This window comes from Kribbella amoyensis (assembly GCF_007828865.1).
Taxonomy (GTDB): Bacteria; Actinomycetota; Actinomycetes; order Propionibacteriales; family Kribbellaceae; genus Kribbella; species Kribbella amoyensis.
In genome coordinates, this window is record NZ_VIVK01000001.1 from 5,611,008 (window position 1) to 5,626,037 (window position 15,030).

The 15,030-nt window shown below is 71.6% G+C and carries 14 protein-coding genes; 7 read left to right on the plus strand and 7 right to left on the minus strand.

Annotation, left to right across the window (positions count from 1 at the left end; translation table 11 throughout):
- Positions 1-84: 84 nt before the first annotated feature.
- Together FB561_RS26210 and FB561_RS26215 are read right to left on the minus strand one after the other, a co-directional pair.
- A complete protein-coding gene (locus FB561_RS26210) occupies positions 85-2,064 on the minus strand; it encodes an FtsX-like permease family protein (protein WP_145811173.1) in 1,980 nt (659 codons plus the stop codon).
- Positions 2,064-2,867 carry an ABC transporter ATP-binding protein gene (locus tag FB561_RS26215; protein WP_145811174.1) on the minus strand — a complete coding sequence of 268 codons (804 nt, stop codon included), beginning with the start codon at positions 2,865-2,867 and terminating at the stop codon, positions 2,064-2,066. Before FB561_RS26215 ends, FB561_RS26210 begins: the two co-directional genes overlap by 1 nt.
- Positions 2,868-2,977: 110 nt before the next feature.
- Between FB561_RS26215 and FB561_RS26220 the strand changes: the two genes are divergently transcribed.
- The 4 genes from FB561_RS26220 to FB561_RS26235 all read left to right on the plus strand — a co-directional run bounded on the left by FB561_RS26220 (position 2,978) and on the right by FB561_RS26235 (position 5,891).
- A complete protein-coding gene (locus FB561_RS26220) occupies positions 2,978-4,252 on the plus strand; it encodes a sensor histidine kinase (protein WP_145811175.1) in 1,275 nt (424 codons plus the stop codon).
- Positions 4,253-4,280: 28 nt separating this feature from the next.
- Positions 4,281-4,934: a response regulator transcription factor gene (locus tag FB561_RS26225; RefSeq protein ID WP_145811176.1), complete on the plus strand. Its 654-nt coding sequence runs from the start codon at positions 4,281-4,283 to the stop codon at positions 4,932-4,934.
- Positions 4,935-5,013: 79 nt separating this feature from the next.
- Positions 5,014-5,430, plus strand: coding sequence for a CoA-binding protein (locus tag FB561_RS26230; protein ID WP_145811177.1), 417 nt, complete (start codon positions 5,014-5,016; stop codon positions 5,428-5,430).
- A 38-nt stretch (positions 5,431-5,468) separates the two neighbouring features.
- The gene (locus FB561_RS26235; protein WP_145811178.1) at positions 5,469-5,891 is read left to right on the plus strand and encodes a TIGR03667 family PPOX class F420-dependent oxidoreductase; all 423 of its coding nucleotides are present in this window, start codon (positions 5,469-5,471) and stop codon (positions 5,889-5,891) included.
- Positions 5,892-5,946: 55 nt separating this feature from the next.
- Here the strand turns inward: FB561_RS26235 and FB561_RS26240 are convergent, their stop codons facing one another.
- Genes FB561_RS26240 through FB561_RS26250 form a run of 3 tightly spaced genes read right to left on the minus strand, consistent with a single transcriptional unit; the run spans position 5,947 to position 8,716 of the window.
- Complete coding sequence (locus tag FB561_RS26240) at positions 5,947-6,195, minus strand: DUF2630 family protein (RefSeq protein ID WP_145811179.1); 249 nt, start codon at positions 6,193-6,195, stop codon at positions 5,947-5,949.
- Entirely contained in the window at positions 6,192-6,959 is a 768-nt protein-coding gene (locus tag FB561_RS26245; protein ID WP_145811180.1) for an ABC transporter permease, read from the minus strand. The genes FB561_RS26240 and FB561_RS26245 overlap by 4 nt, the downstream gene beginning before the upstream one ends.
- 47 nt (positions 6,960-7,006) lie before the next feature.
- Positions 7,007-8,716, minus strand: coding sequence for an AMP-binding protein (locus FB561_RS26250; RefSeq protein ID WP_145811181.1), 1,710 nt, complete (start codon positions 8,714-8,716; stop codon positions 7,007-7,009).
- Positions 8,717-8,808: 92 nt separating this feature from the next.
- Here FB561_RS26250 and FB561_RS26255 point away from each other — a divergent pair, with 92 nt between their 5' ends.
- A complete protein-coding gene (locus FB561_RS26255) occupies positions 8,809-9,579 on the plus strand; it encodes a GAF and ANTAR domain-containing protein (RefSeq protein WP_145811182.1) in 771 nt (256 codons plus the stop codon).
- Between the two features lie 4 nt (positions 9,580-9,583).
- On the opposite strand, the gene FB561_RS26260 is transcribed toward FB561_RS26255, so the two are convergent.
- Positions 9,584-10,732: an ArsB/NhaD family transporter gene (locus FB561_RS26260; RefSeq protein ID WP_145811183.1), complete on the minus strand. Its 1,149-nt coding sequence runs from the start codon at positions 10,730-10,732 to the stop codon at positions 9,584-9,586.
- Between the two features lie 52 nt (positions 10,733-10,784).
- Between FB561_RS26260 and FB561_RS26265 the strand changes: the two genes are divergently transcribed.
- Positions 10,785-13,499, plus strand: a complete 2,715-nt coding sequence (locus FB561_RS26265) for a bifunctional acetate--CoA ligase family protein/GNAT family N-acetyltransferase (RefSeq protein ID WP_420371363.1) — start codon at positions 10,785-10,787, stop codon at positions 13,497-13,499.
- Between the two features lie 14 nt (positions 13,500-13,513).
- The gene (locus FB561_RS26270) at positions 13,514-14,470 is read left to right on the plus strand and encodes a phosphotransferase enzyme family protein (RefSeq protein WP_145811185.1); all 957 of its coding nucleotides are present in this window, start codon (positions 13,514-13,516) and stop codon (positions 14,468-14,470) included.
- Positions 14,471-14,489: 19 nt separating this feature from the next.
- Here the strand turns inward: FB561_RS26270 and FB561_RS26275 are convergent, their stop codons facing one another.
- Positions 14,490-15,002, minus strand: coding sequence for a DUF2087 domain-containing protein (locus FB561_RS26275; RefSeq protein WP_145811186.1), 513 nt, complete (start codon positions 15,000-15,002; stop codon positions 14,490-14,492).
- Positions 15,003-15,030 lie beyond the last annotated feature (28 nt).

The following is a 15,030-nucleotide window of genomic DNA, read 5'->3' on the forward strand; positions in this document are numbered from 1 at the left end:
CGCCAACCCTATGCCCGGCCCGCCGACAATTCCGCAATCCGAACCCTCACCACCCTCCGTGTCCGCCCTGCTCGGCCTGGCGGATCAGCCGACGGCGGCCGACGGGTGGGTCCTGCGGAGGATGAAGCTGGTGGGAGCCAGCGCCGCTCCGATTGCGAGGACCAGGCAGAGGACCGCGATCCCGAGGAGGATCGCCCAGGGGACAGTGGCGGAGACCTCGCCGAGTCCGGCGTTCATGGCCCGGCGGATCAGGGTGCCGACGGCGACGGTGATCGCCGTGCCGAGGCTGAGCGCGACCGCGCCGACCAGGGCCGACTCCCACAGCACCATGCGGCGGATCTGGGCCGGGGTGGCGCCCAGGAGCCGCGCGGTGACGAACTCGTGGCCGCGTTGCAGGCTCCCCATCAGCAGCGTGTTGGCGATCGCGATCGCGCTGTACAGGGAGGCCGGTCCGAGCAGCAGGATCAGGCCGAGGTCGTTCCCCTGCCGGACGGCATCGCCTTCCTGGGCCTCCCACTCGGTCGCGGGGACGGCGTCCGCGCCGGTACCGGCGAGCCGGCGGTCGAGCGCGGCGATGACGGTACCGACGTCCGCGCCCTGGTCGGGGACGACGAACCAGCGCGTCGGTTGGGCCCGCGGGGCGTGCTGCCGGGCGAGGTCGGCGGGGATCATCATCGCGCCGTTCAGCTCGAGCGCGGTCGGCAGGATCGCGACCACCTTCAACCGGTCGGCCTTGCGATCCGCGAACGTCACCGCGATCTCGTCGCCCACCTTGTACTGCTCGAGCCCGGCCAGTTCCTTGCTAATGGCAACCGTATGGCCGGAGAGCCGGCCGAGGTCACCGGAGAGCGCCGGTACCTTCCGCGCCTGGCTCGTGGCCGTGACGTCGATCCCCTCGGCGGTCTCCAGCTCGGCGGAGTCCCGATCGATCCGTACCAGTGGTACCGGGATCGCACCGTCCACGGCAGCCACCCCCGGTGTCCCCAGAATGCGTTCCCGCAGATCGACGCTGTCCGCCGAGGTGACGACGACGGGGGCGAGCAGGGTCTCCCGGATCGTGGCCGCGGACGCGTCGGCGGCGAAGCTCAGGGTGAGGACCATCGAGCCCGCGATCGCCGAGATGCCGAGGATCGGGGCGGCGAGCGACGCACTCCGGCGAGGTGCGGCGGTCACGTTGCTGCGGGCCAGGCGGCCGGAGACGTTGGTCCACGCGACCAGCGGTACCGCCCAGAGCCGGCCGATCAGCGGGACGACCAACGGCGCGAGCAACGTGAGCGCGACGACCAGCAGCATCGGTGTGAACATCGCCAACGGGATGACCGCCTCGCCCGTGCCCGGCCGGATCAGCGCCAGCAACACGATCGACCCGGCCAGCACCAGGACCCCGACCACGACCCGCACCGGTCCGATCCGGCGTGGTTCGACCGACGCCTCCCGCAACGCGTCGACCGGTCCGACCTTGCCGGCCCGGCGAGCGGCGGACCGGGCCCCGAGCATCGCCACGACCAGCCCGATCCCCATCGCGATCGCGAGCGGCACCCACGGACTCGCCGGCTCCAGCTTCACCGGCGCGAGCTCGGTGTACGACGCCTTCGCGAGCAGCAGGGGAGTCGCCAACTGGGCCAGTACCGCCCCGGTCAGAGCCGCCGCGAAGGCGACCACCAGCGCCTCACCGAGCACCATCCGCCGGACCTGACCAGGGGTCGCCCCGATCAGCCGCAGCAGCCCGATCTCGCGGCGCCGTGACGCCACCGCGAAGGCGAACGTGCTCGCGATGACGAAGATGGTGATGAACCCCGCGATCGTGCCGACCACGCTGAGCACCGCCTGGAGCCCGGACACGTCCTCCCCGGACATCACCACCTTGGCGGTCCGCTCGGGCGTGTCGTCGTAGGCGGGCAAGGTCACCGTGATCGTGTCACCCGTCGGTCCGTCGTACCCGAGGGTGGCGGCCGTCGCGGTCGCGGCGAGGCCGAGCAGGAAGACCCCGACGGCCAGGGCGACGAACGACCCGGCGTACAAGGCGCGATGGCGGCTGACCGTGTGCCGGCTGAGGAAGAACATCAGCGCTCCAGCTCACTCATCGCGGCGGCGATCTGCTGGGGCGTCCCGCGGTCCAGCGAGCCCGCGACGAGCCCGTCGGACAGGAAAAGCACCCGCTCCGCGTACGCCGCGGCGACCGGGTCGTGGGTGACCATCACGGTCGTCTGCCCGGACCGGACGGTTGCCTCACGCAACAACCCGAGGACCTGCCGGCTGGTCCCGCTGTCCAGCGCGCCGGTCGGTTCGTCGGCGAACAGCACGGCCGGCCGGGTGACCAGGGCCCGCGCGATCGCCACCCGCTGCTGCTGGCCGCCGGACAGCTCGGCCGGACGCCGCTTCGCCTTCCCGTCCAGTCCGACCTGGGTCAGGACCGCCTCCACCTCACCACGGCCGGGACGCCGCCCCATCAACCGCAACGGCAGCGCTACGTTGTCGTACACGGTCAGCGACGGCAGCAGGTTGTAAGCCTGGAACACGAATCCCATCTGCTCGCGCCGCAGCTTGGTGAGGGCCACCTCGCCGAGACCGTGCAGCGGGATTCCGTTCAGGACGACGGTCCCGTTGGTCGGCCGGTCGAGCCCGGCGGCGCATTGCAGCAAGGTGGACTTCCCGGAGCCCGACGGTCCCATCACGGCCGTGAACGACCCGCGGGCGAAGTGGTACGTCACGCCGCGCAGCGCGTCCACGGCGCCGGCCTTCGACCGGTACGTCTTGGCGATGCCGTCGAGCAGGAGTGCGGGCGCGTCACCGGCCGGTCCGTACGGCTGGGCCGCGGACGACGGGTGAGCGGGTGAGGTCGGGAAGGCCGACGCGGTACTGGTCATGCTCCCCAGCCAACCGCCGCGGCAGCCGACACGCGCTGGCCCCGGCGAGAGAGTGGAGGTAGCGCGCAAGCTACCGCGTCCGGGGCCGCCCCGACTCTAGGGTTGACCCCGTGAGAGGACCGGACAACGTGTGGGCGGCGCTCGCGACGCGACGGTACCTCGTCTCGTCGTGGCCGTGGCGCAGCTATGCCTATCTGTTGAGCTCGATCCCGGTCGGCCTCGTGACGATCGTGCTGCTGCTCCTGGGGATCACCTTGAGCGCGCTGCTGAGCCCGCTGATCGTCGGCATCCTGATGCTGACGGGGTTCCCGCTGGTCGGCGTGGTGATCGGCACCGTGGAGCGGTGGCGGGTCCGGGTGATGGTGCCGGGCGGCATCAGCAGCCCGCACGCCACAATGCCGGCGCGGATGACGCTGCGAGAACGGCTCCGGTTCCGCCGCCGCGAGCAGGGGTCGCTGCGCGCGCTCGGGTACGGCGTCCTGCTCGGTACCTTCGGCTGGATCGCGAGTGCCGCGTTCGCCGGGCTGAGCGCGGCGGTCATCGTGGTCACCCTGCTCGCGCCGGTCATCGCCACCGACGACCGGCTCGAGATGGGGCCGTGGAGCCTGGACAGCACGAGCGAGGGCGTCCTCTTCCTCGTCACCTTCGGCCCGCTCTGGTACGTGGTCAGCTCGTACTTCCTCGGCTGCCTCGCCGGCGCCGAGGCGGAGCTGGCCAAGGCGATGCTCGGCCCGCGCGAGGACGAACTGCGCCGCAACCTCGCCGAGCTCCGGCGCTCCCGGCTCGACCTGGTGGACGCGTTCGAGACCGAGCGCGCCCGGATCGAGCGGCACCTGCACGACGGTGTGCAGCAGCGGCTCGTCGGGTTGACGATGACGCTCGGTCTGGCCGAGCTCGACCTACCGGACGGCGAGGGCAAACGGCTCGTGGTGAAGGCGCACAGCGAGGCCGAGGCCGCGTTGGCGGATCTGCGGGAAGCAGTTCGGGGGATCCACCCACGGGTGCTGGTCGATCTCGGTCTGGAGGCCGCGGTCCGGGAGGTGGCCGACCGCAGTCCGTTGCCGGTGACGGTCCGGATGACGCTGCCGACCCGGTTGCCGCCGCCGATCGAGGCCGCGGCGTACTTCGTCATCAGCGAGGCGCTGGCCAACGTCGCCAAGCACGCCGCCGCGACGCTCTGCCAGGTCGACGGCTGGATCGGCGGCGACCGGCTGATCGTGACCGTCAGCGACAACGGCGTCGGCGGCGCGGATCCGTCGGCGGGGACCGGGTTGACCGGGCTGGTGACGCGGCTGGACGCCCTGGGCGGCACACTCGACCTCAGCAGCCCACCCGGTGGGCCGACCCGACTGAGGATGGAGTGCCCGTGCCGGCTCGACGACTGACCCCGCAGCGACCGACCCGGAGGTACCCGTGCCGGACCGGCCGCTGAGCATCGTGCTGGCCGAGGACTCGCTGCTGCTGCGCGAGGGCCTGGCCAGCATCCTGGACCGGGCCGGCCACGAGGTCCGCGACGCGGTCGGGGACGCCGACACGCTGCTCGCCGTGGTCCGGAAGAATCCGCCGGACCTGGTCATCACCGACGTCCGGATGCCACCCGGCCACAGCGACGAGGGGCTCCGCGCCGCCGCCGCGATCCGGGCCGGCTTCCCGACGATCGGCATCCTCGTGCTGTCCCAGTACGTCGCCGACGCGTACCTGTCGTCGTTGCTGGAGACGACCAGCGGCGGGATCGGGTACCTGCTGAAGGACCGGGTCGGGCACGTGACCGAGTTCCTCGCCTCGCTGGACCGGGTCGCCGAGGGTGGGACCGTCGTCGATCCCGAGGTGGTCCGCCAGTTGCTCGCCCGGCGCCGCGACGACGGGCCGCTGGCCGCGTTGACCCCGCGGGAGCTGGAGGTGCTGGCGTTGATGGCCGAGGGCCGGGTGAACGCGTCGATCGCCGAGCAGCTCGTGGTCAGCGAGGCCGCGGTCCGCAAGCACGTCGGCAACATCTTCGCCAAGCTCGAGCTCGAGGACGGCCTGGACCGCCGGGTCTCCGCGGTGCTCACCTATCTGCGTCGCTGACCTTGACCTCAACCCAGGTCGAGGTCGGAGGATGGGGCCCGGCCGGACCGAACCACCGGCCCGCCGAGAGAGGACGGACATGACGAGCTGGGCGGACGAGAGCGACATCCGCGCGATCCTGGCCGACTGCGAGACCTGGGCCGTGGTCGGCCTGTCGACCAACAAGGGCCGGGCGGCGTACGGGGTGGCGCGGTTCCTGCAGGAGAAGGGGAAACGGATCGTCCCGGTGCACCCGTCGGCCGAGCAGGTGCACGGGGAGCCGGGGTACGCGAGCCTCGCGGACATCCCGTTCGCGGTGGACTGCGTGGACGTGTTCGTCCGGTCCGAGCTGGCCGGGGACATCGCGGACCAGGCGGTGGGAATCAACGCCCGCGCGGTCTGGTTCCAGCTGGATGTGACGGATCCGGACGCCTACGCCCGGACGACGGCGGCGGGACTGACGATGGTGATGGACCGCTGCCCGGCGATCGAGTGGGGCCGGCTGGGTCCGTCCTGACGTCAGCGGAGTTCACTGCACCCGATCGAGAGGGTCCTATGTTCACGATCGACACGTCCACCGGCTTCGGTGCCCGGATCGAGAAGCAGCTGGCCGGCGAGGAGGTGCTCTGGCTGACAACGGTCGGCCGCTCCGGGACGCCCGCGCCGAACCCGGTGTGGTTCCTCTGGACCGGCGAGCACGTCCTGGTCTTCAGCCAGCAGGCGAAGGCGAAGCTGCACAACGTGGCCGCGAATCCCCGGGTCGCGCTCAACTTCAACGCCACCCACACCGGCGGCGACGTCGGCGTGATCAGCGGCGACGCGGTGATCGACGAAGCCGGCCCGAGTCCCGAGGAGCTGACCGCGTACAACGCGAAGTACGGCGCCTCGATCACCGGCCTCGGGATGACCGCCGAGTCGTTCCACGCGGAGTACTCGGCGCTGATCCGGATCACCCCGGACAAGCTGCGCGGCTTCTGATTCCAGGTACCGAGGTCCGCTCGCACAGCAGCGGGCGGACCTCGGTACGCCGGGCTCAGTTCAGGTAGCCCTCGACCGTCTCGGCCGAGCGGGCGGCCGCGGAGTCCGGGTCCTCGCCGAACTCGCGCTTGGCGCGGCGCTGGCGGAGCAGGTCCCAGCACTGGTCCAGCTCGGACTCGAGGGCGCGCAGCCGGGTCCGCTCCTCGCTGTCGTCGACAGTGCCGGCGCTGTGCTTGCTGCGGAGCTCGTGCTCCTCGGCCACCAGGTCGTTGATGCGGTCGAAGATGCCTTTGTCGTCGGTCATGAGGAAACGGTACGCCCGTCCGGCAGCCGGGACCGGGCCAGGAGCTCGGTGGTGATCAGGATCGCCAGTGCCTCGGCCGCGATCAGCCCGAGCAGGACGACCAGCTGCAACGCGGCGGCGGCGGTCGGTGAGGCACCGCCGAGCACCATCCCGACGAACGCGCCGGGCAGCGTGACCAGGCCGACCGTGCGGGTCTGGTCGAGCGCGGGCAGCAGCGCGTCGCCCGCGACCGGTCCGGCCACCAGCTTGAACGCGTCCCGTGGCATCAGGCCGATCGACAACCCGGCCTCGAACTCGCCGAAGCGGGTCCCGTACTCCGACAGCAGCCGCCGGCCCGCCAGCGTGGTCGCGTTCATCGCGCCGCCGATGACGATGCCGCCTATCGGCAGGATGGTCTCCGGGTTGCGCGGCACCACGCCCGGCAGGATCAGGAGCAGCAGGACCACGCCCGCTCCGCCGCCGATCGCGAGCGCGCAGTAGGCGTACTGCCGTGGGACGGCCGCGGTGGACCGGATCCGCCGCGTGCTCGTCACGGTCGCCACGGTGAACATCACCAGGACGAACGCGAGCGCACCCCACAGCGACTGCAGCGCGAATCCGACGACAAGGCCGACCGCCGCCAGCTGGACCACGGCCCGTAGTCCGGCCGTGACGATGCCGCGGTCGTGCCGCAGTTCGGCGTACCGGGACGCGACGACCGCGATCGCCACCAGGAGCGGCAGGACCACGACCGCGGACGTCCCCAGGCCGGTGTCGAACGACATCCGGACATTTCACCACGCGCCCCGGACGGATCCGGGGGAGCCGCGGTTCAGCGCTCGCGGAAGTCCGCCTCGTCGTACGCGTACCGGCCGGCCTCGCCGCGATCCACCTTGGCCGCCTCGTCGGTGCGCAGCTCGATCCGGCGGATCTTGCCCGAGATCGTCTTCGGCAGCTCGGCGAACTCGATCCGCCGGATCCGCTGGTACGGCGCCAGGTGCTCGCGGCAGAAGGCCAGGATCTCGCCGGCCAGTTCGCGCGACGGCTCCCGCCCGGCCACCAGCACCACGTACGCCTTCGGCACGGCGAGCCGGACCGGGTCGGGCGACGGGACGACCGCGGCCTCGGCGACCGCGGGGTGCTCGATCAGGACCGACTCGAGCTCGAACGGGGAGATCCGGTAGTCGCTCGCCTTGAACACGTCGTCCGCGCGGCCGACGTACGTGACGTACCCGTCCTCGTCCCGGCTCGCGACGTCGCCGGTGTGGTAGAACCCGCCCCGCATCGCCTCGTCGGTGAGCTCCTTGGCGTCGCGGTACCCACGCATCAGCGGGACCGGCGGGGGAACGAGCTCGATACAGATCTCGCCGTCGTCGCCCACCTCGCCGGTGGCGGGATCGACCAGCGCGATCGAGTACCCGGGCAGCGGCCGGCCCATCGAGCCCAGCTTGACCGGCTGACCCGGCGGGTTGCCGATCTGCGCGGTCGTCTCGGTCTGGCCGTACCCGTCCCGGATGGTGATGCCCCAGGCGCTGCGGACCTGCTCGATCACCTCGGGGTTCAGCGGCTCGCCGGCCGAGATGCACTCGCGGATCTGCACGTCGACCGCCGACAGGTCCGCCTGGATGAGCATCCGCCACACCGTCGGCGGCGCGCAGAACGTGGTCACGCCGTACGTCTGCAGGACCCGCAGCATCTTCTCGGCGTCGAAGCGGCCGTAGTTGTACAGGAAGACGGTCGCCCCCGCGTTCCAGGGCGCGAAGACGTTGCTCCACGAGTGCTTGGCCCAGCCGGGGGACGACACGTTGAGGTGGACGTCGCCGGGCTGCAGACCGATCCAGTACATCGTCGACAGGTGGCCGACCGGGTAGCTCACCTGGGTGTGCTCGACCAGCTTGGGCCGGCTCGTCGTCCCGGAGGTGAAGTACAGCAGCAACGAGTCGTCGGCCGACGTGTCCACCTCAGGGACAGGACCGTCGTACCCCGTGGAGTCGTCGTAGTGCAGCCAGCCCTCGACCGCGTCCCCGACAGCGACCCGTAGGCAGTGGTCGGCGATCCCCGCGTACCGCGGCGCGTCGGCCGCGGCCGTGACCACGGCCCGTACGCCGCCTCGGTCGATCCGGTCGGCCAGGTCCGCGTCGGTCAGCAGCGTGGTCGCGGGGATCATCACCGCGCCGGCCCGGATACAGCCGAGCATGACTTCCCACAGCGGCACCGTGTTGCCGAGCACGATCAGGACCCGGTCACCCGGCTGCAACCCGGCCTCGGTCAGCCAGCCGGCCACCTGGCGGGACCGGTGCGCCATCTCCGCGTAGGTCAGCGAGTTCACCTCGCCGTCCTCCTCGACGATGGTGAGCGCGGCCACCTCCGGCTGCTCGACGGCGAGCGCGTCGAACCAGTCGCGGGCCCAGTTGAACCGGTCGAATCTCGGCCAGTCGAAGTCACGGTAGGCGGTCTCGTAGTTCTCGCGGTGCGCGATCAGGAAGTCGCGGGCGGCGCGGAAGGTCCGGGTCGGCTCGGCCGTGCTCTGTTCCTCGCTCATGTCCCGCACTATGGCCGACCCGGTGCCCGGCGGCAATCGCGGCTCGCGCGTCCGGGGTGGCGTGCGGCGACAGCCGGGTGTTAGGTGGAAGGGTGGGTGCGCAGGACCGAGAGCACGGGGCAGCTGAGACACGGCCCCCGACGGCGGACGGCGGGACGACGATCGGCCGGGACGCGCCGGCCGTCGAGCTGAGCCGGCTGGCCCGGGAGTCGCAGGACGCGCCCGACCTGGAGGCGAGCCTGCGGGACATCGTCACCGGTGCGGTCGAGCTGGTCCCCGGCGTCGAGGAGGGCGCGGTCGCGGAGGTGATCCGGCCGGACCGGATCCGGGAGCGGGCAGCCTCGGGCTACCTGCCCGCCCTGGTTGATCACGTGATGGTCGACGTCGGGGAGGGTCCCTGCCTGGACGCCGTCTGGCAGCACAAGACCGTCCGCGTGACCGACATGAGCCGGGAGTCGCGCTGGCCCCGGTTCGCGCCGCGGGCGGCGGCTCTCGGCGCGGCCAGCATGCTGTCGTTCCAGCTGTTCGTGACTGGGGACAGCATGGCCGCTCTCACCCTGTACAGCAGCCGGCCGCGCGCGTTCACCGACGAGTCCGAGCACGTCGGCATGCTTTTCGCGGCGCACGCGGCGGTGGCGTACGCCGGGACACAGGAGCTGGAGCAGTTGCGGGCCGCGATGGAGACGCGGGACCTGATCGGCCAGGCGATGGGGATCATGATGGAGCGGTTCAACCTGACCGCGGACCAGGCGTTCGCGACGCTGGCCAGGTTCAGCCAGGACGCCGGGCGTGAACTGCGGGACGTCGCCACCGAGATCATCGGCGACGCCGAGGCGGGTGCGCGCAGGCACCGCTTGACCTGACGGTTCAGCTCAGGTTGAGGGCCAGCACCGCGCCCGCGAGGACGAGCGGGGTGAGAATGAGGCCGCGCCAGAGGAACGACCACCAGGAGATGTGTACGCCCGCCGTGCGGCACCGGTCCCGCCACAACAGGGTGGCCAGCGAGCCCCACAGCGTGAGCAGGCAGCCGAAGTTCACGCCGATCAGCAGCAGGGTCAGCCGCCGCCCCTCGGTCGCGGCCACCGGTTCCATCGCCAGGTAGGCGGGCAGGTTGTCGACCGCGTTCGCGCCGGCCGCCGCCGTCGTGGTCAGCCGCAGGTCGGCGAGCAACCCGTCGGACGAGGTGCCCGCGATCTCGCCGAGGACCCGCTCCAGTCCGTGCTCGGTCAGCGCGGCGACCAGCAGGAACAACCCGACCACCGTGACGACCAGCCGCCACGGGATCAGCGACCAGGTCAGCTCGTCGCGGCGGCGGACCGCGAACAGCCCGATCAGGATCAGCGCACCCACCCCGGCCGGCCAGGCGACCTCGACGCCGGACACGAAGGCCGGCCCGAGTGCCAGGCAGACCCCGGCCGCTCCCCAGAAGAGCACCTTGTCGTCCACCACCGGAGTCGGCGGGACGGCGTACGGGCGGCCGAGGTCGCGGTGGAAGAGCGCGGCCAGGACTGCGACCGTGATGAGGATCGCGGCGAGCGCGGGTCGCCAGCTCAGTCCGAGGTAGTCGCGCAGGCCGAGATCGAGCTGGTGGAACTGGTGCAGGGCGAGCAGGTTCGTGAGGTTCGACACGGGCAGCAGCAGGGACGCGGTCCCGGCCAGCCAGACCGTCGTGAAGGCGAACAACTTCGGCGGGAGCTGGAGCTGGCGCGCCATCGCGAGCACCACCGGGGTCAGCAGGACAGCCGCCGTGTCGAGCGAGAGCACCACCGTGGACGCGGTCGCCAGCGCGACCACGAGCAGCCACAGCCGCCACGTGCGGCCTTTGCCGAGGTGGGCCGCTTCCCGCGCGGCCACGTCGAACACCTTCGCGGTGTCCGCCAGCCCGGCGATCACGGTCACCGCGACCAGGAAGATCAGGACCGGCCCGATCCGCTCGATCACGGCCAGCGCGTCGCCGGCACCGAGCAGCCCTGTTCCGAGCACACCCAGCGCCCCGAGTGCGCTCACCCACCACATGGAATTCGCCGACCTCCGGTGCCTCGTCCTTAGTACGCTGGGCCGCGTGACCTTGTCGGAGCAGCAGCCTCAGCGCCCGGGCCAGTATGGCCCCGAGCCACCAACGGGCTATCCGGCGGAGTACGAGGCGGACGTCGTCCTGCGGGACGGCGCCACCGCGCACCTGCGGCCGATCACGCCCGCCGACGCCGAGTTGCTGGTCGCGTTCTACGCACGGGTGTCGGAGCAGTCCAAGTACTACCGGTTCTTCGCGCCGTACCCGCAGCTGTCCGACCGCGACGTGGCGAGGTTCACCCAGGTGGACTACACCGACCGGCTGGCGTTGATCGTCACGGTCGGCGACCAGATGATCGGCGTCGGCCGGTACGAGCGGACCGGCCGGCGGACCGCCGAGGTGGCGTTCCTGATCGAGGACGCGCACCAGGGCCGGGGCCTCGGGCAACTGCTGCTGGAGCACCTGTCGCAGGCGGCCCGCGAGCACGGCATCACCCGGTTCGTCGCCGAGGTGCTGCCGGACAACCGGAAGATGATCACCGTCTTCACCGAAGCCGGGTACAAGGTGGCCCGCGAGTTCGAGGACGGCGTGATCATCGTCGAGTTCGACATCGCGCCGACGGACACCTCGTTCGGGGTGATGCAGGCCCGCGAGCAACGGTCCGAGGCGTTGTCGATCGCCCGGTTGCTCACCCCGGCCAGCGTCGCCGTCATCGGGGCGAGCCGCCGCGAGGGCACGATCGGGAACGCGCTGCTGCGCAACCTGCGGGACGGGTTCCCGGGCCGGCTGTACGCGGTGAACGCGGACACCAAGGCCGACGAGCTCGAGGGCGTCCCGGCGTACGCGACGATCCGCGATGTGGAGGACACGGTCGACCTCGCCGTGGTCGCGGTCCCGGCCGAGGCGGTGGTCGACGTGGTGCTCGACTGCGCGGCGAAGGGGGTCCGCGGGCTGGTCGTGGTGTCGAGCGGGTTCGCCGAGATCGGTGCCGAGGGCCGTCGGCGGCAGCGCCGGCTGGTCGGCCTGGCCCGGTCGTACGGGATGCGCGTGATCGGGCCGAACGCGCTCGGCGTGATCAACACCGCGCCCGGCGTCACCCTGAACGCGTCGCTCTCGCCGCTGATGCCGAGCCGGGGACGGGTCGCGTTCTTCTGCCAGTCCGGCGCGCTCGGTGTCTCGATCCTGGCCGACATGGTGGGGCGTGGGCTCGGCCTGTCCAGCTTCGTCTCGGCCGGCAACCGCGCCGACGTGTCCGGCAACGACCTGATGCAGTACTGGTACTCCGACGAGGCGACCGAGGTCGTGCTGCTCTACCTGGAGTCGCTCGGCAACCCGCGCAAGTTCAGCCGGGTGTCGCGCCGGCTGGCCAGCCGCAAGCCGGTGATCGCGCTGAAGTCGGGCCGCGCCACCCAGGGCGTCCCGCTCGGGCACACGGTCCGGCGCAGCCAGTTGCCACCGGCAACGGTCGACTCGCTGTTCCGGCAGAGCGGGCTGATCGGGGTGGACACCACCGGCGAGCTGTTCGACGTGGCCCAGCTGATGGCGCACCAGCCGCTGCCGAAGGGCCGCCGGGTCGGCATCGTCAGCAACTCCGACGCGCTCACCCTGCTCGCCCTGGACACGATGGCGGCCTGCGGCCTGCACGTCGCGGGGGAGCCGTACAACCTCAGCGCCGACGCCTCCGCCGCGGACTTCGAGACCGCGCTGACCGAGGTGTTCGCCGACGACCAGGTGCACTCGGTGGTGGTGATCTTCACCCCGCCCGTCCTGTCGAACAGCGACGAGGTGGCCCAGGTCCTCGCCGCCGCGGCCGCCGACTCCGACAAGCCGGTGGTGTCCACGTTCCTCGCCTCCCGCAGCGTCCCGGAGCAACTCCGCGTCCCGGGCGAGAGCGGGAGCGCCGCCCGCGGATCGATCCCGTCCTTCCTCTCCCCGCAGTACGCCGTGGGCGCGCTCGCCAAGGCCACCCAGTACGCCGAGTGGCGGCGCCGGGCGGACTCGCGGATCCCGGACCTGCCCGGGATCGACACCGCGGGCGCGGAGGACTTCGTCCAGGAGTTCCTGCAGCGGCATCCGAACGGCGCCGACCTGGACGACGCGGATCGGCAGCGGCTGCTGAGCTTCTACGACATCAACGTGCTGCCCGCGTTCCCGGTGCTGTCCGGCGACGAGGCGGTCGCGCGGGCGGCCGACCTCGGGTTCGAGGTGATCCTCAAGGCGACCGCGGAGCAGTGGCGGATGCGCCCCGACCTGGCCGACATCTGGCGGCACATCCACGACGAGGACGACATGCGCGAGGCGTGGGCCGAGATGACCGAGACCTTCGGCGTCGCGGGCGATCCGGGCCGCGCGCAGTTCGTCGTCCAGAAGATGGCGCCGCCGGGGGTGCCGGTGGTGATCTCGGCGCTGGAGGACGTGGCGTTCGGTCCCGTGGTGTCGTTCGGCCTGTCGGGTGTGGCGACGGACCTGCTGGGCGACCGCTCGTACCGGATGCCGCCGCTCACCACGACCGACGCGGCCGAGATGGTCCGCGAGGTCCGTGCCGCCCCGTTGCTGTACGGGTACCGCGGGACGGATCCGGTCGACATCGCCGCGATCGAGGATCTGCTGCACCGCGTCGCCCGGCTCACGCTGGAGCTTGAAGAGGTCGTCCGGCTCGATCTCCGGTCGGTCCTGGTCCACGCCACCGGAGCGACGGTCGTCGACACCACGATTCGCATCGCCCCGAACGAGAAGCCGCGCCAGGACACGCCGGCCCGCCGTCTCACGTGAGCCCGTCCTCTCCTGTGAACCCGCCGCCGGACAGTTGTGCCGGCGCCTTGGCCGAGGCGTACGGGCTGGGCCGGGTCGAGGCGTTCGACCGGGTGGCTCGTGGTGCGATGGGGGCGGTCTGGCGGCTGCGGACCGAGAGCGGCTGGTTCGCAGCGAAGGAGTCGTTCTGGTTCGCGTGGGACGAGGAGGCCGTTCGCTCGGAGGTCGCGTTCAACCGAGCCTGCGCCGACGTCGGTGTACCGAGTCCGCGTCCGCTGGCCGCGACGTCCGGTGCGTACGCCGTCGACGTGGACGGGGTGAGCTGGCGCCTGTACGAGTGGGTGGACGGCGAGGTGCCGACGCACGCGGACGTCGACGTGTCAGTGTGGGTCGCGAGCCGGATGGGTGCGATGCACAGCCTGGAGTGGTTGCGTGGCGAGGGCGAGCGCGGCCCCTTCTACCAGCGGGTCGACGGTGACTGGTCTGAGCTGGCCGAGCTGGCGTCTCGCGAGGGTGCCGTCTGGGCCGGGGAGTTGCGACGGCAGCTGGTCCGCCTGACGGAGTTGACCGAGTTGGTCAACGCGGCACCGGAGGGCGACGTGATCTGGTGTCACCGCGACCTCAAGAACACCAACGTCCTCCACTCCCCGGACCACGCCGTCCTGGTCGACTGGGACAACGCCGGCCCGATGGCCCCGTGGCGCGAGCTCGGCGCCGTCCTCTTCGGACACCTCACCAACGAGGACGCGTTGCGCCGCGTCGTCGAGGCGTACCGCGCGTCCGGTGGATCCGCTGAGCTGACCGGTGCGGACGGCTTCGCCACCGGGCTCGCGATCCACCTCAACTTCCTGCACGGGCAGGCCGGTGCCGCGTTGGACCACGACCTGGCGGCGCACCACCGCGAGTACGCCGACGACAAGGTCGCCGGGCTGCTCACCGGTCTCCCGACTCCTGCGGAGTTGGAGTACGCCGCCGAGGTCGTCCAGGGGTAACCCGAGTCAGGCAGCGCAGTCAGGCAGCGCGGCGGTAGATGCTGTCGGTGCGGGTCATCAGGCCGGCGTCGACCAGGCACCGGCGGAGCTGGGCGTGATCGGGGTGCCATTGGTTGAGGATCTCGTTCACTTCGGGCTCGGAGTAGTCGGTGCCGTGGTCGAAGGAGTTGACCAGGTACTCGAGCACGATCGCGAACTTCGCCGGAACCGTCGGCAGCACCGTCACCCGGCCGTCGCGGATGAAGGACCGCAGGACAGCGTCCCGGGCCGGGTCCGGATCGAGGGGCTCGCGCTCCGGGCGGTGGTCGCGGACCGCGTCCTTGAAGACGTCCACGTCGGCGCTCAAACCCCCGGGTGATGCGGTGATCAGCTCGTTCTTGCCCAGGCGCTGCAGGGCTTTGGCGACCACCGGCAGCTCCAGCCCGGTCGCCGCGGCGATCTCCTCGGGGGTCCCGGCGCCGAGGACGACCGCGGCGTACGTGCGCAGTCTCGACGGTTCGGCCAGCAGTCCACAGAGGTGATCGGGATTCATGCGTTCCACGCTAGTGTCGGCCGCAACC